Annotated in this window: 27 protein-coding genes; 12 read left to right on the top strand and 15 right to left on the bottom strand. The window is 66.4% G+C overall.

Annotated features, from left to right (window positions below):
* Positions 1-68 precede the first annotated feature (68 nt).
* Complete coding sequence (glgX, locus tag HBE63_RS24690) at positions 69-2,186, bottom strand: glycogen debranching protein GlgX (RefSeq protein WP_166910158.1); 2,118 nt, start codon at positions 2,184-2,186, stop codon at positions 69-71.
* Between the two features lie 96 nt (positions 2,187-2,282).
* On the opposite strand from glgX, the gene HBE63_RS24685 reads away from it, so the two are divergent.
* The gene (locus HBE63_RS24685; protein ID WP_166907128.1) at positions 2,283-3,098 is read left to right on the top strand and encodes an enoyl-CoA hydratase/isomerase family protein; all 816 of its coding nucleotides are present in this window, start codon (positions 2,283-2,285) and stop codon (positions 3,096-3,098) included.
* Here HBE63_RS24685 and HBE63_RS24680 read toward each other — a convergent pair.
* From HBE63_RS24680 to HBE63_RS24650, 7 genes are all read right to left on the bottom strand, one after another.
* Positions 3,091-3,657: an isochorismatase family protein gene (locus HBE63_RS24680; RefSeq protein ID WP_166907126.1), complete on the bottom strand. Its 567-nt coding sequence runs from the start codon at positions 3,655-3,657 to the stop codon at positions 3,091-3,093. The two genes, HBE63_RS24685 and HBE63_RS24680, sit on opposite strands and share 8 nt — an antisense overlap.
* Before the next feature lie 10 nt (positions 3,658-3,667).
* On the bottom strand, positions 3,668-4,951 hold the full coding sequence (locus tag HBE63_RS24675) for a hypothetical protein (protein ID WP_166907124.1): 1,284 nt from the start codon (positions 4,949-4,951) through the stop codon (positions 3,668-3,670).
* Positions 4,948-5,388 carry a hypothetical protein gene (locus HBE63_RS24670; protein ID WP_166907122.1) on the bottom strand — a complete coding sequence of 147 codons (441 nt, stop codon included), beginning with the start codon at positions 5,386-5,388 and terminating at the stop codon, positions 4,948-4,950. The genes HBE63_RS24675 and HBE63_RS24670 overlap by 4 nt, the downstream gene beginning before the upstream one ends.
* The gene (locus HBE63_RS24665; protein ID WP_166907120.1) at positions 5,385-5,651 is read right to left on the bottom strand and encodes a hypothetical protein; all 267 of its coding nucleotides are present in this window, start codon (positions 5,649-5,651) and stop codon (positions 5,385-5,387) included. Before HBE63_RS24665 ends, HBE63_RS24670 begins: the two co-directional genes overlap by 4 nt.
* Positions 5,648-7,474 (bottom strand): hypothetical protein, encoded by a 1,827-nt coding sequence (locus HBE63_RS24660; RefSeq protein ID WP_208301201.1) that lies wholly within the window; start codon positions 7,472-7,474, stop codon positions 5,648-5,650. Before HBE63_RS24660 ends, HBE63_RS24665 begins: the two co-directional genes overlap by 4 nt.
* A gap of 84 nt (positions 7,475-7,558) precedes the next feature.
* Positions 7,559-8,359: a DUF427 domain-containing protein gene (locus tag HBE63_RS24655; protein WP_166907117.1), complete on the bottom strand. Its 801-nt coding sequence runs from the start codon at positions 8,357-8,359 to the stop codon at positions 7,559-7,561.
* 36 nt (positions 8,360-8,395) lie between these two features.
* Positions 8,396-8,656, bottom strand: a complete 261-nt coding sequence (locus HBE63_RS24650; RefSeq protein WP_166910157.1) for a hypothetical protein — start codon at positions 8,654-8,656, stop codon at positions 8,396-8,398.
* 214 nt (positions 8,657-8,870) lie between these two features.
* On the opposite strand from HBE63_RS24650, the gene HBE63_RS24645 reads away from it, so the two are divergent.
* The 4 genes from HBE63_RS24645 to HBE63_RS24630 all read left to right on the top strand — a co-directional run bounded on the left by HBE63_RS24645 (position 8,871) and on the right by HBE63_RS24630 (position 12,535).
* Positions 8,871-9,326, top strand: coding sequence for a PPOX class F420-dependent oxidoreductase (locus HBE63_RS24645; protein WP_166907116.1), 456 nt, complete (start codon positions 8,871-8,873; stop codon positions 9,324-9,326).
* A gap of 129 nt (positions 9,327-9,455) precedes the next feature.
* The gene (locus HBE63_RS24640) at positions 9,456-10,727 is read left to right on the top strand and encodes a glycosyltransferase family 4 protein (protein ID WP_166907113.1); all 1,272 of its coding nucleotides are present in this window, start codon (positions 9,456-9,458) and stop codon (positions 10,725-10,727) included.
* The gene (locus HBE63_RS24635) at positions 10,721-11,443 is read left to right on the top strand and encodes a class I SAM-dependent methyltransferase (RefSeq protein ID WP_166907111.1); all 723 of its coding nucleotides are present in this window, start codon (positions 10,721-10,723) and stop codon (positions 11,441-11,443) included. Before HBE63_RS24640 ends, HBE63_RS24635 begins: the two co-directional genes overlap by 7 nt.
* A gap of 9 nt (positions 11,444-11,452) precedes the next feature.
* Positions 11,453-12,535, top strand: coding sequence for a prenyltransferase (locus tag HBE63_RS24630; RefSeq protein WP_208301200.1), 1,083 nt, complete (start codon positions 11,453-11,455; stop codon positions 12,533-12,535).
* Between the two features lie 10 nt (positions 12,536-12,545).
* On the opposite strand, the gene HBE63_RS24625 is transcribed toward HBE63_RS24630, so the two are convergent.
* The 3 genes from HBE63_RS24625 to HBE63_RS24615 form a co-directional block, all read right to left on the bottom strand.
* Entirely contained in the window at positions 12,546-13,208 is a 663-nt protein-coding gene (locus tag HBE63_RS24625; protein ID WP_166907109.1) for an RES family NAD+ phosphorylase, read from the bottom strand.
* Positions 13,205-13,597, bottom strand: a complete 393-nt coding sequence (locus HBE63_RS24620; RefSeq protein WP_166907107.1) for an XRE family transcriptional regulator — start codon at positions 13,595-13,597, stop codon at positions 13,205-13,207. The genes HBE63_RS24625 and HBE63_RS24620 overlap by 4 nt, the downstream gene beginning before the upstream one ends.
* Before the next feature lie 102 nt (positions 13,598-13,699).
* Positions 13,700-14,371, bottom strand: coding sequence for a class I SAM-dependent methyltransferase (locus HBE63_RS24615; RefSeq protein ID WP_166907106.1), 672 nt, complete (start codon positions 14,369-14,371; stop codon positions 13,700-13,702).
* 54 nt (positions 14,372-14,425) lie between these two features.
* Here HBE63_RS24615 and HBE63_RS24610 point away from each other — a divergent pair, with 54 nt between their 5' ends.
* Positions 14,426-14,995: a TetR/AcrR family transcriptional regulator gene (locus HBE63_RS24610; RefSeq protein ID WP_166907105.1), complete on the top strand. Its 570-nt coding sequence runs from the start codon at positions 14,426-14,428 to the stop codon at positions 14,993-14,995.
* Here HBE63_RS24610 and HBE63_RS24605 read toward each other — a convergent pair.
* The gene (locus HBE63_RS24605) at positions 14,972-15,556 is read right to left on the bottom strand and encodes a TetR/AcrR family transcriptional regulator (protein WP_166907104.1); all 585 of its coding nucleotides are present in this window, start codon (positions 15,554-15,556) and stop codon (positions 14,972-14,974) included. The genes HBE63_RS24610 and HBE63_RS24605 overlap by 24 nt on opposite strands.
* Positions 15,557-15,649: 93 nt before the next feature.
* Between HBE63_RS24605 and HBE63_RS24600 the strand changes: the two genes are divergently transcribed.
* Entirely contained in the window at positions 15,650-17,011 is a 1,362-nt protein-coding gene (locus HBE63_RS24600; RefSeq protein ID WP_166907103.1) for a cytochrome P450, read from the top strand.
* 4 nt (positions 17,012-17,015) lie between these two features.
* On the opposite strand, the gene msrA is transcribed toward HBE63_RS24600, so the two are convergent.
* Entirely contained in the window at positions 17,016-17,528 is a 513-nt protein-coding gene (gene msrA / locus HBE63_RS24595) for a peptide-methionine (S)-S-oxide reductase MsrA (RefSeq protein ID WP_166907102.1), read from the bottom strand.
* A gap of 35 nt (positions 17,529-17,563) precedes the next feature.
* On the opposite strand from msrA, the gene HBE63_RS24590 reads away from it, so the two are divergent.
* The 4 genes from HBE63_RS24590 to HBE63_RS24575 all read left to right on the top strand — a co-directional run bounded on the left by HBE63_RS24590 (position 17,564) and on the right by HBE63_RS24575 (position 20,478).
* Positions 17,564-17,968, top strand: coding sequence for a hypothetical protein (locus tag HBE63_RS24590; protein ID WP_243858267.1), 405 nt, complete (start codon positions 17,564-17,566; stop codon positions 17,966-17,968).
* Positions 17,969-18,010: 42 nt separating this feature from the next.
* Complete coding sequence (locus HBE63_RS24585) at positions 18,011-18,517, top strand: nuclear transport factor 2 family protein (protein ID WP_166907100.1); 507 nt, start codon at positions 18,011-18,013, stop codon at positions 18,515-18,517.
* Positions 18,518-18,577: 60 nt separating this feature from the next.
* The gene (locus HBE63_RS24580) at positions 18,578-19,597 is read left to right on the top strand and encodes an NAD-dependent epimerase/dehydratase family protein (RefSeq protein ID WP_166907098.1); all 1,020 of its coding nucleotides are present in this window, start codon (positions 18,578-18,580) and stop codon (positions 19,595-19,597) included.
* Between the two features lie 62 nt (positions 19,598-19,659).
* Positions 19,660-20,478: a class I SAM-dependent methyltransferase gene (locus tag HBE63_RS24575; RefSeq protein ID WP_166907096.1), complete on the top strand. Its 819-nt coding sequence runs from the start codon at positions 19,660-19,662 to the stop codon at positions 20,476-20,478.
* Positions 20,479-20,546: 68 nt separating this feature from the next.
* Here HBE63_RS24575 and HBE63_RS24570 read toward each other — a convergent pair whose 3' ends face one another.
* Both HBE63_RS24570 and HBE63_RS24565 read right to left on the bottom strand, forming a co-directional pair.
* Positions 20,547-20,765: a hypothetical protein gene (locus HBE63_RS24570; protein WP_166907094.1), complete on the bottom strand. Its 219-nt coding sequence runs from the start codon at positions 20,763-20,765 to the stop codon at positions 20,547-20,549.
* 109 nt (positions 20,766-20,874) lie between these two features.
* A complete protein-coding gene (locus HBE63_RS24565) occupies positions 20,875-21,348 on the bottom strand; it encodes a DUF4262 domain-containing protein (protein ID WP_166907092.1) in 474 nt (157 codons plus the stop codon).
* Positions 21,349-21,400: 52 nt separating this feature from the next.
* Here HBE63_RS24565 and HBE63_RS24560 point away from each other — a divergent pair, with 52 nt between their 5' ends.
* Complete coding sequence (locus HBE63_RS24560) at positions 21,401-22,795, top strand: FAD-binding oxidoreductase (RefSeq protein WP_166907090.1); 1,395 nt, start codon at positions 21,401-21,403, stop codon at positions 22,793-22,795.
* Positions 22,796-22,833: the final 38 nt, after the last annotated feature.

The following is a 22,833-nucleotide window of genomic DNA, read 5'->3' as shown; positions in this document are numbered from 1 at the left end:
TTCAAGGTACCAGACTTCCTGGTTAGGGCAGGGACATCCGACCGATGAGCAACGCTTTGAATTGACGCTCAATCTGATTCGGCCTGCAACACCAGGATGGCGCGGGCATCCACGCGGACGGTGTTGCCGGCCGGGGCCGCGTCGCGCGTGGAGTTTGCCGAAGTGCTGATCGCCGGAATCCAGCGGGCGCCGAATTGCTCCGGTGGTAACGCGAACTCGATCGGCTCATAGTGCGCGTTGAAGCACAGCAGGAACGAGTCGTCGACCACACGCTGGCCTCGAACATCCGGGTCGGCGATGCCCTGCCCGTTGAGGTACATGGCCACCGACTTGGCGTACCCGGTTTCCCAGTCCTCGGCGGTCATGTCAGAGCCATCGGGTGCGAACCAGGCGATGTCGGGCATTCCGTCTGCGCCCGCGTCGCGTACCGGTCGGCCGTCGAAGAACCTGCGGCGGCGGAACACCGGATGCGCGGCGCGCAGCGCCGACACCGATCGGGTGAACTCGATCAGGTCGAGATCAGCTGTGGCCCAATCGATCCAGGAGATGTCGTTGTCCTGGCAGTAGACGTTGTTGTTTCCGCGCTGGGTGCGGCCCAACTCATCGCCGTGCGAGAGCATCGGCACCCCCTGGGAGAGCAGCAGAGTGGCTAGGAAGTTGCGTTGCTGCCGGGCGCGCAGCGTGGTGATCTCCGGATCCTCCGACGGACCTTCGGCTCCGCAGTTCCACGACTTGTTGTTGCTCTCCCCGTCGCGGTTGTCCTCGCCGTTGGCCTGGTTGTGTTTTTCGTTGTAGGACACCAGGTCACGCAACGTGAAGCCGTCATGAGCGGTGACGAAGTTGATCGAGGCGAACGGTCGACGGCCGGTCTGCTCGTACAGATCCGCTGAACCGGTCAACCGGTAGGCGAACTCGTCCAGCGTGGCCGGCTCGCCGCGCCAATAGTCGCGTACGGTGTCGCGGAACTTGCCGTTCCACTCCGTCCACTGCGGCGGGAAGTTGCCCACCTGGTAGCCGCCTGGCCCGACATCCCACGGCTCGGCGATCAGCTTGACCTGGCTGACGATCGGATCCTGTTGCACCAGTTCGAAGAAGGCGCTCAGCCGGTCCACGTCATAGAACTCGCGGGCCAGCGTGGCGGCCAGGTCGAAGCGAAACCCGTCGACATGCATCTCGGTGACCCAGTAGCGCAACGAGTCCATGATCAGTTGCAGCGAATGGGGATGGCCGACGTTGAGACTGTTGCCGGTACCGGTGTAGTCCATGTAATACCGCTTGTCGTCGTCGACCAGTCGGTAGTAGGCGGCGTTGTCGATACCGCGCATCGACAGCGTCGGCCCGAGGTGGTTGCCCTCGGCGGTGTGGTTGTAGACGACGTCGAGGATCACCTCGATGCCGTTGGCGTGCAGTTCGCGCACCATGGCCTTGAATTCCTGGACGTGGCCGCCGGGGGTACCGGCCGAACTGTAGCGCGGTTCCGGTGCCAGGAACCCGATCGTGTTGTACCCCCAGTAGTTCGACAAACCCGCGGCGGCGAGCGTGGAATCATCCACGAAGTGGTGCACTGGCATCAGCTCGATCGCATTGACCCGCAGTGCTTTCAGATGTTCGACGATGACCGGGTGTGCGACAGCCGCATAGGTTCCGCGTAGCTGCTCGGGAATGTCCGGGTGGGTCTGGGTGAGGCCCTTGACGTGAGCTTCGTAGATGACGGTGTCGGCGTACTCGTGACTGGGCGGGTGGTCGACGCCCCAGTCGAAGTACGGATTGATCACCACGGCTTTCGGCATGTTGGGCGCAGAATCGTCGTCGTTGCGGCTGTCCGGGTCGTCGAAGTTGTACGAGAAGAGCGGCTGATCCCAGTCGAAGGCACCTTCGATGGCCTTGGCATACGGGTCGAGCACGAGCTTGTTCGGGTTGCAGCGCTGCCCGGACGCCGGATCGTAGGGGCCGTGCACCCGGTAGCCGTAGCGCTGGCCCGGCTCGATCCCGGGAATGAAGCCGTGCCAGACGAATCCGTCGACCTCGGGCAGCGTCACCCGGGTCTCCCGCAGCGCTCCGGAGTCGTCGGGATCGAACAGGCACAGTTCGACCCGGTCGGCCACCTCGCTGAACAACGCGAAATTGGTACCCGAGCCGTCATAGGTCGCCCCCAGCGGGTAGGGCTTGCCCCGCCACGTTTCCAGCGCGCTTCGGTCAGCTTGATCCGTGGAGGTCACAAAATCGACGATACGGCGCTCGGGGACCTGCGGCCGGGTGAATCTGCGGCGGTACAGTCAGCCGTGACCATCAGCGCTGATCTGCCCGAGTACCGGACGGTGCGGGTCACCGTCGACAATTCTGTCGCGATCATCACGCTGGACCGTCCGCAGCAGCGCAACGCTTTCGGTGGTGGGATGCGCGAGGAGTTGGCCGACGCCTACCTGCGGTGCGACGCGGACGATGCGATCCGGGCGATCGTGCTGACCGGGGCTCCGCCGGCGTTCTGCGCCGGCGCGGATCTCGGCGCGGGGGAGCAGACGTTCACCGAACCGGGGCAGGAGTTCAGCGCTGCCGGCCTGGCTGTGCCGGCCTGGACCCTGGACAAGCCGGTGATCGCTGCGGTCAACGGACACGCCATCGGCATCGGGCTGACCCTGGCGTTGCAGTGCGACGTCCGGTTTTTCGCTGCCGATGCCCGGTACGGCGTGGTGCAGGTCCGGCGCGGCATGGTCGGCGACGCCTACTCGCACTGGGTGCTGCCCCGGCTGGTGGGCCTGGCCAATGCCGCGGAGATCCTGTTGACCGGAGCCACGTTCGACGGACATCGCGCGGTCGAACTGGGCCTGGGCAGCCGCGTGCTCCCGGCTGAGCAGGTGCTGCCCGCGGCGTTGGAGTTGGCACACGACATCGCGGTCAACACCGCGCCGATGTCGGTCGCGGCCAGCAAGCGGCTGCTGTGGGATTCGTATGACCTCGACCGCGCGGGGGTCGGCGCCCGCGAGACCGAGATACACCTGCAGTTGATGGCACACGACGACGCGCGCGAAGGTGTGCGTGCCTACGTCGAGCATCGGGACCCGCGCTGGACGGGCCGGCCCGTCGACCCCACTAAGTGATTTCCACCCCGGCGGAACGCAATTCGGCCAGCGCCGCAGTGCTGCTCTCGGGGGCGACGCCTGCGGTCAGCCTGGTCAGCACGCGGGTGTGCAGCCCCGCCTTCACCGCGTCGGCGGCGGTGGCCGCGACGCAGTAGTCGGTGGCGATGCCCACCACGTCGACCGCCTCGACGCCGCGCTCGGCCAGCCAGTCCGCCAGCGGTGTCCCGGAAGCGTCGACCCCTTCGAACCCGCTGTAGGCGGCCGAACGGTGGCCCTTCTCGAACACCGCCTCCACCGTGGTCGCATCGAGATCGGGGTGGAACGCCGCCCCCGCGGTATCGGCGACGCAGTGCCGCGGCCACGACGTCCGGTAGTCAGGGGTGTCGGAGAAATGCTCACCCGGGTCGATGTGGAAATCCTTGGTGGCCACCACATGGTCGTACCCGTGATCGGTGGCCAGCAGTGCGGTGATGCCCCGCGCCACCGCTGAACCACCGCCGACCGCCAGTGAGCCACCCTCACAGAAATCGTTCTGCACATCGACGACGACGAGTGCCCGGGTCTGCCTGGACGACATGGTCCCGACGCTACCCGCCGAACAGCAGGTACAGCCCGGTGAAGGTGTAGCCGACCATCACCAGCATGGTGGCGAGCTGGCCGGTGAGCTGATGCTGCTTCGGCAGCAGGCGCAGGGCCCGGTCGTGCGCGGCGATCACGCCGGCCACGTGACCGGCCAGGACGAACCCGACCTTGAGACTGGCCAAGAGCGTCGGGTGACTGGACAGGAAGTAGCTGACCTGCAGATCATGGAGCCCGAACAGCAGGATCACCGTCTGCTGGCCGCGCTCGACCAGATAGGACAGGTAGTGCGCGAACACATAGCCGATGACGATCGGGATCAGCGAATGCGCCATCAGCCCAGGTAATTTCCGTCGCAGCTCGCGATCGACCCCGCCCGTGGTGCGGGTGGCCGCCCAGAACGTGACCGCCACCGCGGAGGCGAACACCAGCAGACCCGCGGTGCGGATCAGGCTGGAGCCCAGCGGCGATCCCGAATGCGCGTCGACGAAGTTGCGCCACTGCGGCATCGCCGAGAAGCTGTCGAACGCAGTGGATCCGAGCAGTACCGCCAGCACGGCGACCAGCCCCGGCCGCACCGTCAGAGACGGCAGGTGATCGAACGGGTTGCCGAGCACGAACCGGCCGTCGTGACGGCGCAGCGGCGAGAGCTTCGATGCGACCGTGCTGTACACCTCGAACGGGTCGGCGCTTTCCAGCCAGCGCTGACCGCAGCACCACGCGCCGGCGAGCGTCACCACGAGGTAGAACAGCAGCCAGATGCGAATGGCCACAACCGATCCCGGATCCGGGCTGGCCAACTCCAGCCACACGAACGCGAACAGCCCTGCGGCCGCCGGCCAGTAGCCGAGCCGGTTGGGATAGCTTCGGCCACCCATCGGTAGGAACCGGGACAACGCACGTACCGGCGAGATCAGCCGCCACGCCGGGCCGAACAGCACCGAGGCGGCGACCAACCCCACCCACAGCAGGACGTAGAAGACACCCGGCAACGGATTGGCACCCGGCGGCCGGGCGAACCCGGTGTAGGCCACCCAGGCGGTCAATGCGAGCGAGAGCAGGCCCACGCCCCACCGGGTCACGGGGGAGTCCACCGCCGTCGTCACCCAGGACGGCAGCCGCAGACCCGGCTTGTCCGGATCGAACCGGGGCCGGCGCCAGGCCAGCGCCACCACCGCGAAGGTGAACGTCAGCGTCCACGCCGCACCGATCAGCGCATACGTGTAGGGAATCGGGAGGTCGGTCGAACCGCCCAGACCGTGGGCCAGAAGAGCGGTCGACGCGGGCGTCACTGCTGCACTTGCACGCTGGCGATCGTGCGGTTCAGGTGATGCAGCTCGATGTCGACGGTGCCGGGCACGTCGACGGTGAACTGGAACTGCTGACCGTTACGTGCCTCGATCTTGAAGCTGTGTTCGGGATTCGAGTGCACGTGCAGCTCGTCGGCGGCGTCGCTGTTGACCCGCACCACGATCGGCTGGCCGACCCTGCCCTTCAGCTGCTCGTTGGTCGGGGTGACCTGGCCGGCCTTGATGGTGACGTCGATCAGCAGCCGGGCGGGGGCCTGCTGTTGGTTGGTCATGTCCGATGGACCGACGGTGGTCGCCGAGGGAGTGGCCGAACCGGCTGAGCCGTCGGCCTTCTGAGAGTCGCCGGAGCCGCCACAACCGGCCGTCACCAGGGCGAGGGCGGACGCCAGGACGATGACACTGCTTTTGAGGTTGATCACGGTGAACCATCTTCGCCTGAGGAGTCCGTACCTTCATCTTGAACGTCTCCGCCCTCACGACCGCTGTCGTCATTACGCGGCTCGCCGCCGTCGTCACTACGCGGCTCGCCGCCGTCGTCACTACGCGGCTCGCCGCCGTCGTCACTACGCGGCTCGCCGCGGCGGTCCCGCATGGCGACGTACACCACGACGCCGACAACGACCAGAGCAGGCGCGAACGCGGGCAAGGCCAGCAGCAATGTGTGGTCGGCCTGATACGTCATGTGAGCTCGGCGGGTTCACGGCCCGCAGCCAGCTCCCGGGCGTTGATCCGGCCCGCCCCCCAGGTCAGTCCGGCGATCAGGATCAGCGTGCACACCAGCACCACCAGTGACGCCACGTTGTACAGCCACGACGGAGGATCCAGGTTGCGTTCACGCTGCAGAATCGTGAGCTCCTGAACGAACTCACGGCTGCTCGAGCTCAGCGCCGGGGTCTCGGTGGCACCGATGCCCGGGTCGGCGGGCAGGAAGATCGGTACACCGGTCATGGTCGTTCCGTCCTGCACGCGCAGCAGGGTCTTCCATTTCCCGGATACCGGGATAGGCCGCGTCGAGCGGTAGTGGTCCGGGCCCACCTTCTCCAACCGGTCGATCATCAGGCCGCGATCGTTGGCCAGGCCACCCTGCCACGCCAGGATCGACACCCACTCCGGGTTGTCGCTGACCAGGCCGGCCGGGGTGATCTGGACATCAGCCGATGCCGTGCGCTGCCCGTTGTGAGCCGGCAGGTCGGTCAAAGTAATGGTGGCGCTGGCGTTTTCGGGAACCTCGGTGCGCAGCCCGTTGGCCACCGCGCCCCCGATCACCAGCACGGTCGCCACCACGATGGAGATCCCCACCGCGGGACGGGGCAGTGGCTGACCGGTAAGGACCAGGGCCAGTAGCGCGCCACACAGGCCCATGGCGATCGCCACCGGAATTGCCATGGCCAGCGCCTCGCCCCACATGCTGGTCGGCCACGGATAGTGGTATACCGCGCCGATCCACAACGATTCGAGCCACAGCCCGACGGTGGCGACGCCGAGTCCGCTCACGGCACCAAAGAGCATGGGGCGTTTGACAAGTGGGGTCAGTGCGATGAGTTCGACCACCAGTGCGGGGCCGAGATACAGGGCAAACCAACTGATCGGGCCTCCGAGTACCGGGCCGACGACGAAGGCCACCGCCCCGCGCAGCACGATGGCGAACCCGGCGGCGATCAAGGCCGCGCCGGGGCCGAGCACGAGCCGCGCGGCGACCGCCGCCAAGGCCGCCGCCGCGGCGATCATCATGGGCTGCAGCACCAAGCGGAACTGCTCGACGCCGAAGTCGTATTCGATCTGGAACACCGACAGGCCGATGAACAGACCGCCGAAGGACAGAAAGTAGAGGAACTTGTTGAACTTGCTGTCCTCGCCTGCGTCCGGTCCCATCGCCACCCGGCCCTCATGCTCGAGCAGCAGCACGGCGATCAACGACAACCCGGCGCCGCCGATGAGCATCAAATGGGTTGGGCCCCAGAGGGTGACATCCTGGCCGAAGATGCGGTGCCAGATGTCGTCGAGCGGGAAACCGATGAGGGCATACAGGCCACACAGCGCCATCAGCACACCACCCACCGGGGCGTACCAACTGCGGGTGATCCGGATGGCTGCCGGCCCGGGCTTGTCGTAGGGCAGCACGATGGCCATCGAGCCGGCAATGAAGAGCAGGAAGAGCCCGATCAGGATGAAATAGTGCGCGGGGTTGGCGAGCGGGCCGGCGTCGCGTCCCTTGCCGATGTGCAGGCTGACATCCCAGATGAAGCCGAACAGCGCGCAGATGATGGTCGCGGTGAAGAGGAACACCTGCAGCGCCACCCACGGCGGGCGGTGGAACTTGCGGCCCAACCACTCGGCGAAATTGTTGAGCCAGGTGATGCGCCGGTTGCGGTGCAGATACCCGATCCACAGCAGCGCGATGGTGACGATCAGGGCGACCACCGACATGCCGATCACCTGGTCGAGCGCGGCCCCACCGCCTTCAGTACCGGTGGCCGCGGTGAGCGTGACGTCCGTTGAGCCCATCATGACCTCCGGTCAACTGACAGTGGTATCGGTGACAGATGTTGCCAGAACCGGGCGGCCGCAAACAGACGTTCCGTTTTACCGTTACCGCTTGCTCCACGGTGTGACGGGACGATCCACCCGCTCGTCGTCCGCGAAAACATCGACGTGCTCGTCGAAGAAACAGATGCGGTCGCCGACCGGCACCGCGTCGATAAGCGGCTCGTGATAGGCCCAGGCCAGATCGGAGGCTCCGCCGGGAGCGGAGTAGTAGGTGGCCCGGCCCTTGTACGCGCAGTACGTGACGGTGTTGCTCACCACGAGTGCGGTGGCGACGTCTTCGCGGGGGAGGTAGTAGCGGGTGGGGAGCCCGGTCTCGAATAGCAGCATGGGATCGCACGATTCGGCCAACACCCGTCCGTCGAGTTCGACGCGGATACGTCGACGACTGCGCCGGATGTCGATCCGGTGGAACGGGTCGTGCGGGTGCGCGACGATCGCCTCGTCTTCCTCACGCCATTCGAAGGTCGAGAAATCCAGGATCAGATAGCCGTTCAGATCTGCGTCGTCGGGCTGAAAGGCTGCGGCCGCGCCGGTTTCGTCGCCGGCGATGACGTCGAACGCTGTGCCCGGGCAGGTGTGCGCGGTGAAGGGCACCGAAGGATCCAGGAAGCCCGGGATCTCGTCGTCGCCCACGTCCCCGCCCGCCGGAACCAGTTGTGCCGTCAATGCCGAACGCGGCACCGCATACGTCGGGACCACCCGGCGCGGCTCCCAGACGAGGACCGCCTTGCCGGTGTCGGCCACCGGCTCACCGCCCAGGCAGACCCGAATTCGTTTGGTAGTGGGCTGGTATCGCAGCGCACCCAACTCGCTGCCCAGCAGGTCGTCCATCTTCACTGCCATCGGATCATTATCGACGGCGATGGCAGTGGCTGTCTGCTACTTGACGTCGACGTAAACGGTGCGCTGCGTGACGGCGCTCAGGGTGTCGGTGCGGCTGAAGTTGGGACCCGGCCGCACGGCCACGACCGCCGCCTGGTCCAGCGGTGACGAACCCACCCGGTTGACGATCACCGTGTAACCCTGGGACTGCAGCTCTTTGATGGTCTGTTGAGCGTTGCTGGGGCCGTTGGGTGCCGCTGTCGCGGGGGCGACGGCCGGCCCGGCCAATCCGATGACGACAGCTGCCAGCCCGCTCATGGCCGCGGCGACGACTCGCGACTTTCCGATTGTGTTTCGCACGGGATCGTCCTCCTCTTCTGGTTGGCGGCGTCTCGATACGCGGCCAGATGCCAGGTAAAACCGGCAGCTCAGGAGCTTTAGTTCCGATGGCAGGAATTGATCGATCAGATGACCGGATCGCTGTGATGCCTGCCCCGATTGCCTTGGCCGACAACTTGACTACCGTCGAGGCATGGCCCGAAAGTATGCGACCGCCGACACCGTGGGAATTGACGAACTCCTGGACTTCGTGCGCCCACGCCACCACATGGTGCTCACCACGTTCCGGGCCGACGGCTCGCTGCAGACCTCGCCGGTGACCGGCGGGGTCGACGAGCAGGGGCGCATCGTGATCGCAAGTTACCCGCAGCGGGCGAAGGCAGCCAACCTCCGGCGCACGCCCCGGGCCAGCGTGACGGTGCTGTCCGAGGAGTTCAACGGACCGTATGTGCAAGTCGACGGCGACGCCGAGGTGATCGGCCTGCCTGACGCGGTGGAACCGCTCGTCGACTACTTCCGCGCGGTCGCCGGCGAACACCCCGATTGGGATGAGTACCGGCAGGCGATGCTGGACCAGGGCAAGTGCCTGATCCGGATCACACCCACGCACTGGGGTCCCGTTGCCACGGGTGGCTTTCCTCCGGCCTGAGCGCTGGCCGACGCGTTGCGTTGGATAGCAGGTCAAACTATAGTCTGGACACATGTCCAGAGGGTTCGGAGTCGACGCGTGAGCGTGTATTCCCAGCTCAGCACGATTCCGGCCGTCGGGTGATTTCTTATGCGTATCGCGTTGCTGTCCTATCGGAGCAAGACTCATTGCGGTGGTCAGGGCGTCTATGTGCGCTATCTGAGCCGCGGGCTCGCCGAACTCGGCCATGACGTCGAGGTGTTCTCCGGTCAGCCGTATCCCGAGGGTCTGGATCCGCGGGTCGCGCTGACCAAGGTTCCCAGCCTCGATCTCTATCGCGAACCGGACCCGTTCCGCGTGCCCAGGCCCAGTGAGATCCGCGACCATATCGACGCTCTGGAACTGGGCACGATGTGGAGCGCCGGGTTCCCGGAGCCCCGGACGTTCACCATGCGCGTCGCCCGGATCCTCGCGGCGCGCCGCGACGAGTTCGACGTGGTCCACGACAACCAGAGCCTGGGCTCGGCACTGTTGAAGATCGCCGGCCTCGGCCTGCCGGTCGTCGCGACCGTGCACCACCCGATCACCCGCGACCGGGTGGTCGAGATCGCCGCTGCCAAGTGGTGGCGCAAGCCGCTGGTTCGGCGCTGGTACGGGTTCGCCGAGATGCAGAAGAAGGTGGCCCGCAGGATCCCCGAGTTGCTCACCGTGTCGTCGTCCTCGGCCGCCGACATCGCCGAGGACTTCGGGGTGACGCCGAATCAGCTGCACATCGTGCCGCTCGGGGTGGACACCGAACTGTTCAAGCCCAGCGACCGCCGGGTGAGCGGGCGCATCATCGCGATCGCCAGCGCCGACGTCCCGCTCAAAGGGGTCAGCCATCTACTGCACGCGGTGGCCCGGCTGCGGGTGGCACGCGATCTCGATGTGCAGTTGGTGTCCAAGCTCGAACCGAACGGGCCGACCGAGAAACTCATTGCCGAACTTGGCATTTCCGACATCGTGCACAGTTCCAGCGGGCTGAGTGATGGGGAGCTCGCCTCGCTGCTGGCCTCCGCGGAGGTGGCCTGCATCCCGTCGCTCTACGAGGGCTTCTCGCTGCCCGCCGTGGAAGCCATGGCCAGCGGCACCCCGATCGTGGCCAGCCGCACGGGTGCACTGCCCGAAGTGGTCGGTGACGACGGTGCCTGCGCCCGGTTGGTGCGCCCCGCCGATGTTGACGAGCTCACCGCGGTGCTCGGTGAACTGCTCGACTCGCCGTTGGAGCGCCGCAAGCTCGGTGCCGCCGGGCGACAGCGGGCGCTTGATGTCTTCAGTTGGGAATCCGTTGCCGCACAGACGGTATCGGTATACGAGATGGCCCGCGAGCGGGTGGGTAGGCCGCGCACGCGAGGAGCAGAAATGAAGGAAACGCAATGCTGACCGTCGATTTCGACCGCCTCGGTGTCGGTCCCGGCACCACGGTGATCGACGTCGGCTGCGGCGCGGGCCGGCACACGTTCGAGGCCTACCGGCGCGGGGCGTCTGTCGTCGGCTTCGATCAGAGCGAATCAGATCTCAATGACGTCGACACGATGCTGCAGGCCATGCGGGAAGAGGGCGAGGTCCCGCTGTCGGCCAAGGGTGAGGCCGTCAAAGGTGACGCACTCGACCTGCCGTATACCGACGCCAGCTTCGACTGCGTCATCGCCTCGGAGATCCTGGAGCACGTCCCGCAGGACGACCGGGCCATCGCCGAACTGGTGCGTATCCTCAAACCCGGTGGCTCGCTGGCCATCACGGTGCCACGCTGGCTCCCGGAGAAGCTGTGCTGGCTGCTGTCGGACGAGTACCACGCCAACGAGGGCGGTCACATCCGCATCTACAAGGCCGACGAGCTACGCGACAAGGTCCTGGCGCACGGGCTCACGCTCACCCACACGCACCACGAGCACGCACTGCACTCGCCGTACTGGTGGCTCAAATGTCTTGTCGGCACTGAGAAGAACGACCACCCTGCGGTCAAGGCCTACCACCAGCTGCTGGTGTGGGACATGATGGGCCGACCGTGGCTCACCCGCACCGCCGAGTCGGTGCTGAACCCGGTGATCGGCAAGAGCGTGGCACTTTACTTCCGCAAGCCTGAATTCAACGGGTAGGCCCCAGCTGTGCTAGCTCCTGAGATCCCCGGTGTGCCCGGAGTTTTGACACCGGAAGACTGCCTGCAGACGGCTCGATCAATCGCCGCGACCCAGGAATCCTCCGGCGCCCTGCCGTGGTTCGACGGCGGCCATACCGACCCGTGGGACCACGTGGAGAACGCCATGGCCCTGACCGTGGCCGGGTTGATCGAACCGGCTCGCGCGGCCTTCGACTGGTGCCGCACCGTGCAGCGTGCCGACGGCTCCTGGCCGATCCAACTGCGCAACGGGGTCATCGAGGACGCCAACAGCGACAGCAACTTCTGTGCCTACGTGGCCACCGGCGTCTGGCATCACGTGCTGATCACCGGGGACCGCGCCTTCGCCGAGTTGATGTGGCCGGTGGTGACCCGGGCACTCGATTTCGTGCTGGGTCTGCAGGCCTCGGGCGGCGAGATCTACTGGGCCGCAAGTCCGTCCGGGGTGGTGGAGGAGGCGTTGCTGACCGGTTGCGCAAGTGTGTACCACAGCATCCGGTGCGGCCTGGCGCTCGCCGACTATCTCGACGACCCCCAGCCGGAATGGGAGGTCGCCGTCGGGCGCCTCGGCCACGCCATCGCCGCTCATCCTGAGGCGTTCTCCGCCAAGGACACCCACGCGATGGAGTGGTACTACCCCGTGCTCGGCGGTGCGCTGCTCGGGGCGGCTGCCCGAGCGCGGATCGACGACCGTTGGCAAGATTTCGTGGTGCCCGGACTGGGCATCCGGTGCGTCGATCACCGGCCCTGGGTCACCGGTGCGGAGACCTGCGAACTGGTGATGGCCCTGGACGCAATTGGTGATACCCGGCGGGCCGGCGAGCAGTTCGCGGCCATGCAGCACCTCCGCGAGAACGACGGATCTTATTGGACCGGCCTGGTTTTCGCCGACGGCAAGCGCTGGCCCGAGGAACGCACCACCTGGACCGGTGCGGCCATGATCCTGGCTGCCGACGCGTTGTCCTCGACTACCGCGGCCAGCGGCATCTTCCGGGGTGTCGGGCTGCCACGCGGCCTGGAGGGCGAGTACGACTGTGAGTGCGTGGCGGGCCGGAAGGCCGGTGACCGCTAGTCCAGCTACGCTACTGTGCTCGCTCCATTTGTAGATTCCACTCGCTCGCTACCGTTGTCAAAGCTCCGGGCGCGGGGTCTGTCAGGGCCATGACAGGGCCGGCCTGCCGAGGCATACCTCTATGCTCGAACAGCGCGATGCACGTACCGCCATCGAGCCGAGATGGAAACCGCACGCCCGCGGCACCTTGTTCGAAGAGGTCGCCAGCGATGGTCTGGGTAACGATACGACGTTTGGCCGTAATTTCGTGGAGGTCAAGGTGTTCCATGTCATGGGCGACGAGCAGCGCCCGGTGACGACCTTCCAGTGCCTGCCGGGTAGCGGGGTCGAATAAGTCGACCAACCCGCCGTGTAGTGCGAGTGTGGCGGACACGAGGACGTTCTCTCGTCGCCATTTCGCAGTTACTGGCGCCGTCGGAATGTCGTCGACGGCGCCGGGCCCGTACCGAGCGATATGGCGTTGGATGGCTGCCAGGTTCGGGCGGAAGTCCGCTAGTACCTCGCGCAGGCAGGTCTCCTGAAAGTCAGCGAAATACATTGTGCGGAAACGATGTAGCTCGGCAGTGTCATCGAACCGATGATTGAACGCGTAGATGTCCAGTGGCGTGAATTCCAACGGCGCGGCGTGATAGCCGACCCGCCACAATGGTCGGGTCCGGATGGTTTCACTCACCCTTGAAAGCTAGCCACCTGTCGAGCGGCTTGTACGACCATCGTGAAATCTACGGACTCAGTCGCTGCGCCCAGCACCTCGATCGGGGCTTGGTCGTCCAGGCGACTGTTTGTGCCGAACAGCCATGCCTTTGCGGTGGTCGCGTCATAGGCGTCGGCGAGCATCCGGATGACTTTGTAGCCCTCCCTCAGGCGTCGCTCGGTAGTGCCGTGCGGACGAGAATGGGAACGAGCGTAGCGGCCAATTTGCTTCGCGTCGGCCAGGCCGGCGATCGCCGCAGCGACCCGCTGGCCCACCGTGTACTGCAGGTACTCCGCAATCTCGCTGATCGTTAGTGATGTCGCCTCGAAATCGAGCTGCTCGGCTGCGGAGGCGGTCAGGACGGCCATTCCACACCTCCATTCGATAACACCCGGTGATTTCACCCGTAACTATACCCCTCAAACACCCCCTTGAACCACACCCGATCTAGTTCGAAGTCTGGCGTTGGCCTAGTCGAGCACGCCCGGTTCGCCTGAGGTCCGTTCCAGCACCCGCATCGACCCCATCGCCGTGACCTCGTCGAAGGCACCGGTCGCCAGGGCGCGTTGGTAGATGTGGAACGGCGCCTGGCCGCCGTCGTTGGGATCGGGGAACACGTCGTGGATGATCAGCGCGCCGCCCACCTCGACCCAGCGGGCCCAGCCGTCGAAGTCCCGCTGCGCCGCCTCCTCGGTGTGGCCACCGTCGATGAACAACAGCCGCAACGGCGTTCGCCAGCCGCGGGCCACCACGGGCGAGCGGCCGACCACGGCGACCACATGCTCGTCCAGGCCGGCGGCGTCCAGGGTGTGGCGCATCGTCGGAAGCGTGTCGAACAGTCCGGTCACAGGATCCACCATGGTGTTGTCGTGGTACTCCCAGCCGGCCTGATGCTCTTCCGAGCCGTGGTGATGGTCGACGGTGTAGATCACCGAGCCCGTCTCCTGCGCGGCCGCTCCCAGCATCACCGTCGACTTGCCGCAATAGGTGCCGATCTCGACCCCGACCCCGCCCCCGAGATAGCGCACTCCGGCGCCGTAGAGGGCGTGCCCCTCGTCGGCCGGCATGAAACCGGTGACCTGCTCGGCAAGGGTGAACAAGCGCTCGGCGCGGGGCGGCAGGGTGGTGTCAGCGGTGCTCATGAATGCCCAACCTACCGTTGCTGGCCAGGGGCTGTTGTAGTAGCGTCCGGACACGTGTCTGATGCGGCCCTGGAGTCGACGCGCCGCCGCCTGAGCGCACGGCAGGCCGACACCGTGGAGCGGCTGGGACAGGCGGCTTTGCAGCTGATCAGCCGGGACGGATTCGCCGGGCTGACCGTGCGCCGCGTGGCCGCCGAGGCCGGGGTCGGGGCGGCGACCGCATACACCTACTTCTCCTCCAAGGAACATCTCGTGGCCGAGGTGTTCTGGCGCAGGCTCTCCGCCGCCCCACCGGCCGCGCACGAGTCGGCCGATCCGGCCACCCGGGTGGTCGAGGTGCTCCAGCACATCGCATCGCTGTTGGCCGGCGAACCGGAGTTCGCCGGCGCGGTGACCAACGCCCTGCTCGGCAAGGATCCCGATGTGGAGGCGCTGCGGCAGCGCATCGGGGCCGACATCCGGGGCCGGTTGGTCTCGGCGCTGGGTCCCGATGTGGATCTCGACGTGATCGAAGCGCTCGAGTTGCTCTACACCGGCACCCTGGTGTGGGCCGGGATGGGGTATGAGTCCTATGCCGGTGTCTCACAGCGGTTGGAGAAGTCAGCGCGGTTGGTGCTGAGCTGAATTCGCAGTCATGATCGCCGTCGATGCGGCGACCGCGGGCCCGTAGATCTCCCGGATGTCCCCGCCGTCCTCGACGATCAGCGCGGTCAATTCGCGTAGACCGCCCAGCAGGATGATGGCCATCGGCTCGGTGAGCCTGGGCAGGCCGGCGCGCCGGAAGCCCGCGCTGCTGCTGAGCTCGATCAGCAGATCGGTCAGCTCCCGCAGGGCTTCGCGTTGCAGCGGTCGCGCCCTGCTGCCCAGTGCGGGCAGTTCGCGGATCCAGCTCAGGGTGATGGCCGGGGCGGACGCGATGTGGTCGACATAGGCGCCCACGGCCTGTCCGATCTGGTCCGGCCACGACGCCTCGGGGTCGACGGCGGCCTGGATGCGGTCGACGAGCGCGGCGTTGTTGGCGCGCAACAGCTCAAGGAAGCCGTCTTCCTTGGTGCCGAACTGGTCGTAGAACGTGCGCTTGGACGTGCGGGCGTGGCGGACGATGTCGGCCACCGTGGTCTCGCGATAGCCCTTGTCGTTGATCGCCGTGGCGAGTCCGTCGAGCAAGCGCAACCGGTAGGTCATCGAGTCCAACCCCCTTGCGCTGCCTGGTACCTGGTAGTACCGTACCTCACAACCCATTGGTACTACGTGGTACCAGGACTGGCTGGAGATGGTATGACCGAGCTCGTAGCTGCTCAGAAGACCACCGATAACCCCACCGCGAGCACCGTCCCAGGTCGGATACCGCCACCGGCGCGGTTTCCGAAACCCTTGCAGGCCATCGGCTTTGCCCTGGCCAGGCGCTGGGTGGTCAAACAGGTCGCCCGGCGTCAGGGCGATGTCTTCAGCCTCAAGCTCCCGATCTTCGGACCCACCGTCTTGGTTGCCGATGCCCAGCTGGCCAAGCAGCTCTTCGCGGCCAACACCGACGATGTCGGCAACATTCAGCCCAACTTGAGCCGCATCCTGGGATCCGGATCTGTGTTCGCCCTCGACGGCACCGATCACCGTCGCCGCCGCAAGCTGCTCACCCCGCCGTTCCACGGCAAGAGCATCCGAAACTACGAGCAGATCTTCGAAGAGGAGACCCTGCGGGAATCGGCGAACTGGCCGCAGGGACAGGAGTTCGAGACGCTCGAACCGATGATGCGGATCACGCTCAACGTGATCCTGCGCGCGGTGTTCGGCGCCGACGGTGAGCAACTCGACGAGTTGCGCCGGATCATCCCGCCCTGGGTCACCCTGGGCTCGCGGCTCGTGGTGGTGCCCACCCCGCGCCGCACCTACGGCCGGTTCAGTCCGTGGGGCCGGCTGGCCGCATACCGCCGGGAGTATGACGCCGTCCTCGGTCGGTTGATCGACAAGGTCGAAGCCGACCCGGGCTTCGACCAGCGCGACGACATCCTGGCCTTGCTGCTGCGTAGCACGTATGAGGATGGATCGGCCATGTCCCGCAAGGACATCGGCGATGAGCTACTGACGCTGTTGGCTGCCGGGCACGAAACCACGGCGTCAACCCTGGGCTGGGCCTTCGAACGGATCAGCCGCCATCCCCGGGTGCTGGCCGAGTTGGAGGCCGAGGCGGCCACCGACGGCAACGAATACCGTCAGGCCACCATCCTGGAGGTGCAGCGCAACCGCACCGTCATCGACTTCTCCGGCCGCCACGTCTATGCGCCATCGATCCGGCTGGGAGAGTGGGAGATTCCGCGCGGACACTCCATCATCGTGGCTATCTCGCAGATCCAGGAGTCCGAAAAGGAATTCCCCGATCCGGACCGGTTCGATCCGCAGCGGTTCGTCGGAAGCCGGCCCGGCCTGGGCTGGCTGCCGTACGGTGGCGGCACCCGGCGCTGCGTCGGAGCCGTGTTCGCGAACGTGGAAATGGACGTGGTGCTGCGAACGGTGTTGCGGCACTTCGTCATCGAGACCACCGCCGCACCGGGCGAGAAAGTGCACTCCCGCGGTGTGGCCTACACCCCTGCGGCGGGCGGGCGCATCGTCATGCATCGCCGCGCTACTCCGCTGGGGGATTGAGCAGCTATCCGGCGGTCTGACGCTTGGGCAGCTTCCAGCCCGCACGCGGGAAATGGCACGTGTACCCGTTCGGGTAATGCTGCAGATAGTCCTGGTGTTCGGGCTCGGCATCCCAGAAATCACCCGCCGCGGTCACCTCGGTGACCACCTTGCCCGGCCACAGTCCCGACGCGTCCACGTCGGCGATGGTGTCCAGCGCGACGCGCTTCTGCTCGTCGTCGAGGTAGAAGATCGCCGACCGGTAGCTGGTGCCGGCGTCGTTGCCCTGCCGGTCCTTGGTGGACGGATCGTGGATCTGGAAGAAGAACTCCAGCAGTGCGCGGTAGTCGGTCTGCGCCGGGTCGTACTCGACCTCGACGGCCTCCGCGTGGCCCGGGTGGTTCCGATACGTCGGGTGGTCGTTGCGACCACCGGTGTACCCCACGCGGGTGGAGACCACGCCGGGTTGCTTGCGGATGAGGTCCTGCATACCCCAGAAGCAGCCGCCGGCCAGGATCGCTGTCGAATAGTTACCCATGTGCCCCATTGTGCTCCGTGGTTACGGTGGTGGTCATGCGTGTAGTTGTAACCGCAGTACTCGTCGGTTTACTCCTGGCGGCCGGCTGCCCTACCGCGGCCGCCGATCCGACCCCGGTCGCGGTGCCCGAGGTGGCGCCTGATCCCGCCCGGACCCTCTTCGTCAACAACCCGGCGATCGTCGACGCCCACCTGACCCGGATCGAATCGTTCAGCCGCGACCAGGAACGCCTGCTGGTCAACTTCACCGCAGGTACCCCGGATTGCTTCGGCGTGCATCTGATCACGCAAGAGACCGCCGACGCCGTCACGATCGATCTTCGCGGCGGGACACCACCGGAGTCCGTCGGTCGCATGTGCATCGCACTCGCCGTGCACGGCACCGCCGAGGTGGCCCTGCAGGCCCCGCTGGGATCCCGCCAGGTGTTGACGGTGGAGTGACAGGCCTCGACAAAGCCCGGTAGAACGTGTTCTAGTTTTGGGGTGACGAGCAGGTCTTTCAGCCGCGATGAACTCGCCGCTGCCTTTGAAACGTTCGAGCAGACCGTGGACCGGGCCGCGCAGACCAAGAACTGGGATGTGTGGGCCGACCACTACACGGTCGACGTCGACTACATCGAGCACGCGGTGGGCACCATGAAGGGCCGCGAGCAGGTGCGGCCCTGGATCTGGAAGACCATGACCACTTTCCCGGGCAGCTACATGACGTCATTCCCGTCGCTGTGGTCGGTGATCGACGAACCCAGCGGGCGAATCATCTGCGAGCTGGACAACCCCATGCGCGACCCCGGTGACGGCACCATCATCAGCGCCACCAACATCTCGATCCTGACCTACGCGGGCGAGGGCCTGTGGTCACGTCAGGAAGATGTCTACAACCCGCTGCGGTTCGCCTCCGCGGCCCGCAAGTGGTGCCGCAAGGCCGCCGAACTCGGCACGTTGACCGACGAGGCCGAGGCGTGGCTCAAGAAGTTCGGGGGCGGCCGATGAGCGCTTGCGCGAAGAGGAGACAGCACAGATGAGCGCTTGCGCGAAGAGGAGACAGCACAGATGAGCGCCACGCTGGTCATCGGTGCCAACGGATTCCTGGGCTCCCATGTGTTGCGGCAGTTGGTCGCAAGTGCTGAAGACGGTTCCGAGGTCCGGGCCATGGTGCGGCCGAACGCCAACACCGTCGGGATCGATGACCTGCCGGTGACGCGGGTTCTTGGCGATGTCTTCGACACCGAGGCCTTGCGCGAGGCGATGACCGGGTGTGACGTCGTCTACCACTGCGTCGTCGACGCCCGCGGTTGGTTGCGTGACCCGGCACCGCTGTTTCGCACCAATGTCGAGGGCACCCGCAACGTGCTCGACGTCGCTGCTGGGATCGACGGTCTGCGCAAGTTCGTCTACACCAGCAGCTACGTCACTGTTGGGCGGAAGCGCGGCAAGCGCTCCTCGGAGGACGACGTGATCGACCTGCAGGGGGTGACGCCGTACGTGCGCTCGCGCGTGCAGGCCGAGGATCTCGTGCTGGAGTACGCGCGCGAACGCGGGCTACCCGCCGTCGCGATGTGCGTGTCCACCACTTACGGCAGCGGGGACTGGGGCCGCACCCCGCACGGTGCGATCATCGCCGGAGCCGCGTTCGGCAAGCTGCCGTTCGTGATGAGCGGGATCGACCTGGAGGCCGTCGGTATCGACGACGCGGCGCACGCCATGCTCTTGGCCGCCGAGCGGGGCGCCCCGGGTGAGCGCTACCTCATCTCGGAGAAGATGATCAGCAACGCCGAGGTGGCCCGGTTGGCTGCCGAGGCCGCCGGCGTCGCACCTCCGCAGCGATCCCTTCCGCTGCCGGTGTCGTATCTACTGGCTGCGGCCGGCACCCTCAAAGGCAAGCTGCGTGGCACCGACGAGCGGCTGTCGCTGGAATCATTGCGGCTCATGCGGGCCGAGGCGGAACTCGACCACTCGAAGGCGGTGCGTGAACTCGGTTGGCAGCCAAGGCCGGTGGAGGAGTCGATCGCCGAGGCGGCAAAGTTCTGGGTGGGCCTGCGCGCCGCCAAACGGGCGCAGAAGAGCAGCTGAACACCACGCCGAGAGGTGTTAAGCCACTGGGCGGCAAGCGTATTGCGGCCTAACCTGGCGATATGACCGACAAGCTGAAAGTCGACCTCACCGGGGCGCCGCAGACCATGCTGGCCACGTTCTACGCCAAGGCGCTCGACGCCGGGATGCCCAACCCGATCCTGGGTGACCAGTTGGCCAAAGAGATCGCCGACCGCATCGACTACGACTGGAGCCGTACCTCGATCAGGGAGGCGACGTCGCCTTCGGTGACCACCCGCAGCGCCCACTTCGACGGCTGGACTCGGCAGTTCCTGGCGGTGCACCCCGAGGCAGTGGTGCTGCACCTGGGGTGCGGTCTGGACGGCCGGTTCTTCCGCGTGCAGCCCGGGCCGGGAGTCGAGTGGTACGACATCGATTACCCCGACGTCGCGCACCTGCGCGAGCAGCTGTATCCGGCAGCCGAGCACTATCACGTCGTCGCCGGGTCGGTGACCGATCCGGCCTGGCTACGCGACATTCCGGCCGACCGGCCGACCCTGATGCTCGGCGAGGGGCTCACGATGTACCTCACCGAACACGATGGGGTGGCGCTCCTGCGGCGCATCGTCGACGGATTCCCTTCCGGGGAGCTGCAATTCGATGCGTTCAATACGCTTGGGGTCAAATCGCAGTGGATGAATACCGTGGTGCGCCGGTCGGGGGCCAAACTGCACTGGGCGATCAACAAGCCCGAAGACATCCTGCGGGCGGTGCCGGGCACCCGCCTGCTGGCCCGGGTATCGCCTTTCGACGATCCTGTGTTCAACATCCTGCCCTGGTACTACCGGCTGATGCTGGCCGTCATGAAGCCGGTCCCGGTGCTGCGGTACATGGCGCAGTATCACCGCTACGCCTTCTGATCCTCGAGAGCTCTGTAAAGCAAAGAGGGGCAGCCCTTTCCGGGCTGCCCCTCTTGTCGCTTTCGATGTCACCGACCACTGTGGCGGACGGTGGTGTCCACCTTCGGCACTGTCGGCTTGTGGTGGACCTGGTCCAGCCAGCCAAGGTGGTCGACGCCCGCAGAGATGGTGACGCTGCTGGGGGCTGCGACGTGAGTGGGCTCAGCGGCCAGGGCCGGTGCGGCCACGCCCAGGACCGCTGCACTCAGTCCGCTGGCGGCGATGGCGGCGAATCCGAACTTCTTCATTTCCCTGCTTCTCTCTGTCTCATGCCGGTTATGACTATGTAAACCGAGAGGTCAGCCGGTCAATTTCCGGTGGCAGAGATTGATCGCCTCATGGCAGAAATAAGCATGTTCACGGGGCGCCGCCGGGTCCGCGCATGCCAAGGACCGGTTGGCGTGGGCCGGCCCGATTGAACTCAGGACACCATGGTGAGTGGCCTTGTCGATCCCACCAGACGACTTGCAGCGCACGGATGTCGGGGCCGCACAACTCCACTGCGAAGGCGAGATGTGCGGTGGGTTCGGCGACTTCGACGAATTCGGCGAACCAGTCATCGGGCAGCGTGATGGTGTCGCCGGGGGCAGGCTCGGTCTCGTGCACCATGTAGTCCGCCACCGAATTCAGCACTTGCATTGCCTTCAGCGGCGGCAACCCGGTGACCACCAGCTCAGGAAGCCCCGCTTCGGTGAGTCCGATGGTGTATGCGAACGGTCGACGGTCGTCCTCGACGTACTGCAGCGCCCAGCCCCGTTTCAGCGTCTTCGCCCGAAGCAAATCCAGGTAGTCCTGCCTGGTGGCTTCCGGGTGATCACAGGTCCAACACATGGGGTGCCCCTTTCGTTGCTACTTGGCGTCCACATTCCTCCCGAGGTCCGACATGTCCTGGCAGAATCCAGCGGTGCCCACCACGGTCAACGGTCAGGTCTCCCACTGGTTCGACACGCTGCCCGCGCCGCGGCCGGCGCTACCGGGTGACCGCGGCGCCGACGTCTGCATCGTCGGCGCCGGATACACCGGGCTGTGGTCTGCCTACTACCTGAAACAGGCGAATCCGTCGTTGCGGATCACCGTGCTGGAGGCGCAGTTCGCCGGCTTCGGGGCCTCGGGTCGCAACGGCGGCTGGCTGTCCGGACTGGCACCGGGCGACCGGCAGCGGATGGCCGAGCAGCACGGCCGCGACCGCGTGCTTGCCTGGCAGCACGCACTAAACGAGGCTGTCGACGAGGTCATCGCAGTGGCGGACCGCGAGGGGATCGACGCCGGTGCGGTCAAGGGCGGCACCTTGGAAATCGCCCGCAAACCTGCCCAGGCCGCCCGGCTTGCCGCCGCGATGGCCGAGGAACGGTCGTGGGGTGTCGATGTCACCGAGCTGACGAAAGAGCAAGCGGTTGAGCGCATTCGCCTCGACGGTGTGGTCTCGGCCTACCACAACCCGCACTGTGCCAGGATCCAGCCGGCCCGGCTGGTCCGCGGGCTGGCGGAGGCAGTAGAACGTCACGGTGTGACGATCTACGAAGACACCCCGGTGACCGAGATCGCGCCGGGCCGCGCCGTCACCGCCCGGGGAACGGTGCGGGCGCCGATCGTCCTGCGCGCCACCGAAGGCTTCACCCCGGCACTGCCCGGGCTACGCCGGACCTGGCTGCCGATGAACAGTTCGATGATCGCCACCGACCCGATCCCGGGCGCGTTGTGGGACGAAATCGGTTGGCACGGGCGCGAAACCGTGGGGGACAGTGCGCACGGTTTCTTCTATGCCCAGCGCACCGTCGACGATCGCATCGCCATCGGTGGGCGCAGTGTCCCCTACCGCTACGCCTCACGCACCGACGTCGACGGGCAGGTGCCCGCGCGCACCATCGGGCTGCTCACCGATGTGCTGCACTCGATCCTGCCGCAGGTGCGCGACGTTCCGATCGCCCGCGGTTGGTGCGGGGTGCTGGGCGTCCCGCGCGACTGGCAGGCGGGTGTGGCGCTGGACAAGGCCAGCGGACTCGGCTGGGCCGGCGGGTATGTCGGGCATGGGGTCACCGCGACCAACCTGGCCGGGCGCACCCTTGCCGACTTGGTACTGGGACGTGCCACCCCGATCACCGAACTGCCGTGGGTCGGGCACCGATCACGCAACTGGGAACCCGAACCGCTGCGCTGGCTCGGGGTGCGCGGGCTTTATGTCGCCTACAAACTGGCCGACCGGCATGAGGCGGGTGGACGGGCCCAGACCTCGCCGATCGCACGGGTCGCCGACATCATCACCCGCAAGCCGCACTGATCCCGAAACCGCGCAGTTGGTGGTGGCGGTGGTTCGCC

This window comes from Mycobacterium sp. DL440, from assembly GCF_011745145.1.
Taxonomy (GTDB): Bacteria; Actinomycetota; Actinomycetes; order Mycobacteriales; family Mycobacteriaceae; genus Mycobacterium.
Note: the sequence above shows the minus strand (reverse complement) of the source record. Positions and strands in the feature narration are given on the sequence as shown.

What these genes read in the sequence shown, in the direction of transcription:
- HBE63_RS24680 (WP_166907126.1), bottom strand. Translation starts at nt 3,657, where the DNA reads ATGTCGTCCAGGCAGACCCGGGCACTCGTCGTCGTCGATGTGCAGAAC.
- HBE63_RS24665 (WP_166907120.1), bottom strand. Translation starts at nt 5,651, where the DNA reads ATGACGTATCAGGCCGACCACACATTGCTGCTGGCCTTGCCCGCGTTC.
- HBE63_RS24660 (WP_208301201.1), bottom strand. Translation starts at nt 7,474, where the DNA reads ATGGGCTCAACGGACGTCACGCTCACCGCGGCCACCGGTACTGAAGGC.
- HBE63_RS24655 (WP_166907117.1), bottom strand. Translation starts at nt 8,359, where the DNA reads ATGGCAGTGAAGATGGACGACCTGCTGGGCAGCGAGTTGGGTGCGCTG.
- HBE63_RS24650 (WP_166910157.1), bottom strand. Translation starts at nt 8,656, where the DNA reads ATGAGCGGGCTGGCAGCTGTCGTCATCGGATTGGCCGGGCCGGCCGTC.
- HBE63_RS24645 (WP_166907116.1), top strand. Translation starts at nt 8,871, where the DNA reads ATGGCCCGAAAGTATGCGACCGCCGACACCGTGGGAATTGACGAACTC.
- HBE63_RS24640 (WP_166907113.1), top strand. Translation starts at nt 9,456, where the DNA reads ATGCGTATCGCGTTGCTGTCCTATCGGAGCAAGACTCATTGCGGTGGT.
- HBE63_RS24635 (WP_166907111.1), top strand. Translation starts at nt 10,721, where the DNA reads ATGCTGACCGTCGATTTCGACCGCCTCGGTGTCGGTCCCGGCACCACG.
- HBE63_RS24620 (WP_166907107.1), bottom strand. Translation starts at nt 13,597, where the DNA reads ATGGCCGTCCTGACCGCCTCCGCAGCCGAGCAGCTCGATTTCGAGGCG.
- HBE63_RS24615 (WP_166907106.1), bottom strand. Translation starts at nt 14,371, where the DNA reads ATGAGCACCGCTGACACCACCCTGCCGCCCCGCGCCGAGCGCTTGTTC.
- HBE63_RS24605 (WP_166907104.1), bottom strand. Translation starts at nt 15,556, where the DNA reads ATGACCTACCGGTTGCGCTTGCTCGACGGACTCGCCACGGCGATCAAC.
- HBE63_RS24600 (WP_166907103.1), top strand. Translation starts at nt 15,650, where the DNA reads ATGACCGAGCTCGTAGCTGCTCAGAAGACCACCGATAACCCCACCGCG.
- msrA (WP_166907102.1), bottom strand. Translation starts at nt 17,528, where the DNA reads ATGGGTAACTATTCGACAGCGATCCTGGCCGGCGGCTGCTTCTGGGGT.
- HBE63_RS24590 (WP_243858267.1), top strand. Translation starts at nt 17,564, where the DNA reads ATGCGTGTAGTTGTAACCGCAGTACTCGTCGGTTTACTCCTGGCGGCC.
- HBE63_RS24580 (WP_166907098.1), top strand. Translation starts at nt 18,578, where the DNA reads ATGAGCGCCACGCTGGTCATCGGTGCCAACGGATTCCTGGGCTCCCAT.
- HBE63_RS24575 (WP_166907096.1), top strand. Translation starts at nt 19,660, where the DNA reads ATGACCGACAAGCTGAAAGTCGACCTCACCGGGGCGCCGCAGACCATG.
- HBE63_RS24570 (WP_166907094.1), bottom strand. Translation starts at nt 20,765, where the DNA reads ATGAAGAAGTTCGGATTCGCCGCCATCGCCGCCAGCGGACTGAGTGCA.
- HBE63_RS24565 (WP_166907092.1), bottom strand. Translation starts at nt 21,348, where the DNA reads ATGTGTTGGACCTGTGATCACCCGGAAGCCACCAGGCAGGACTACCTG.
- HBE63_RS24560 (WP_166907090.1), top strand. Translation starts at nt 21,401, where the DNA reads ATGTCCTGGCAGAATCCAGCGGTGCCCACCACGGTCAACGGTCAGGTC.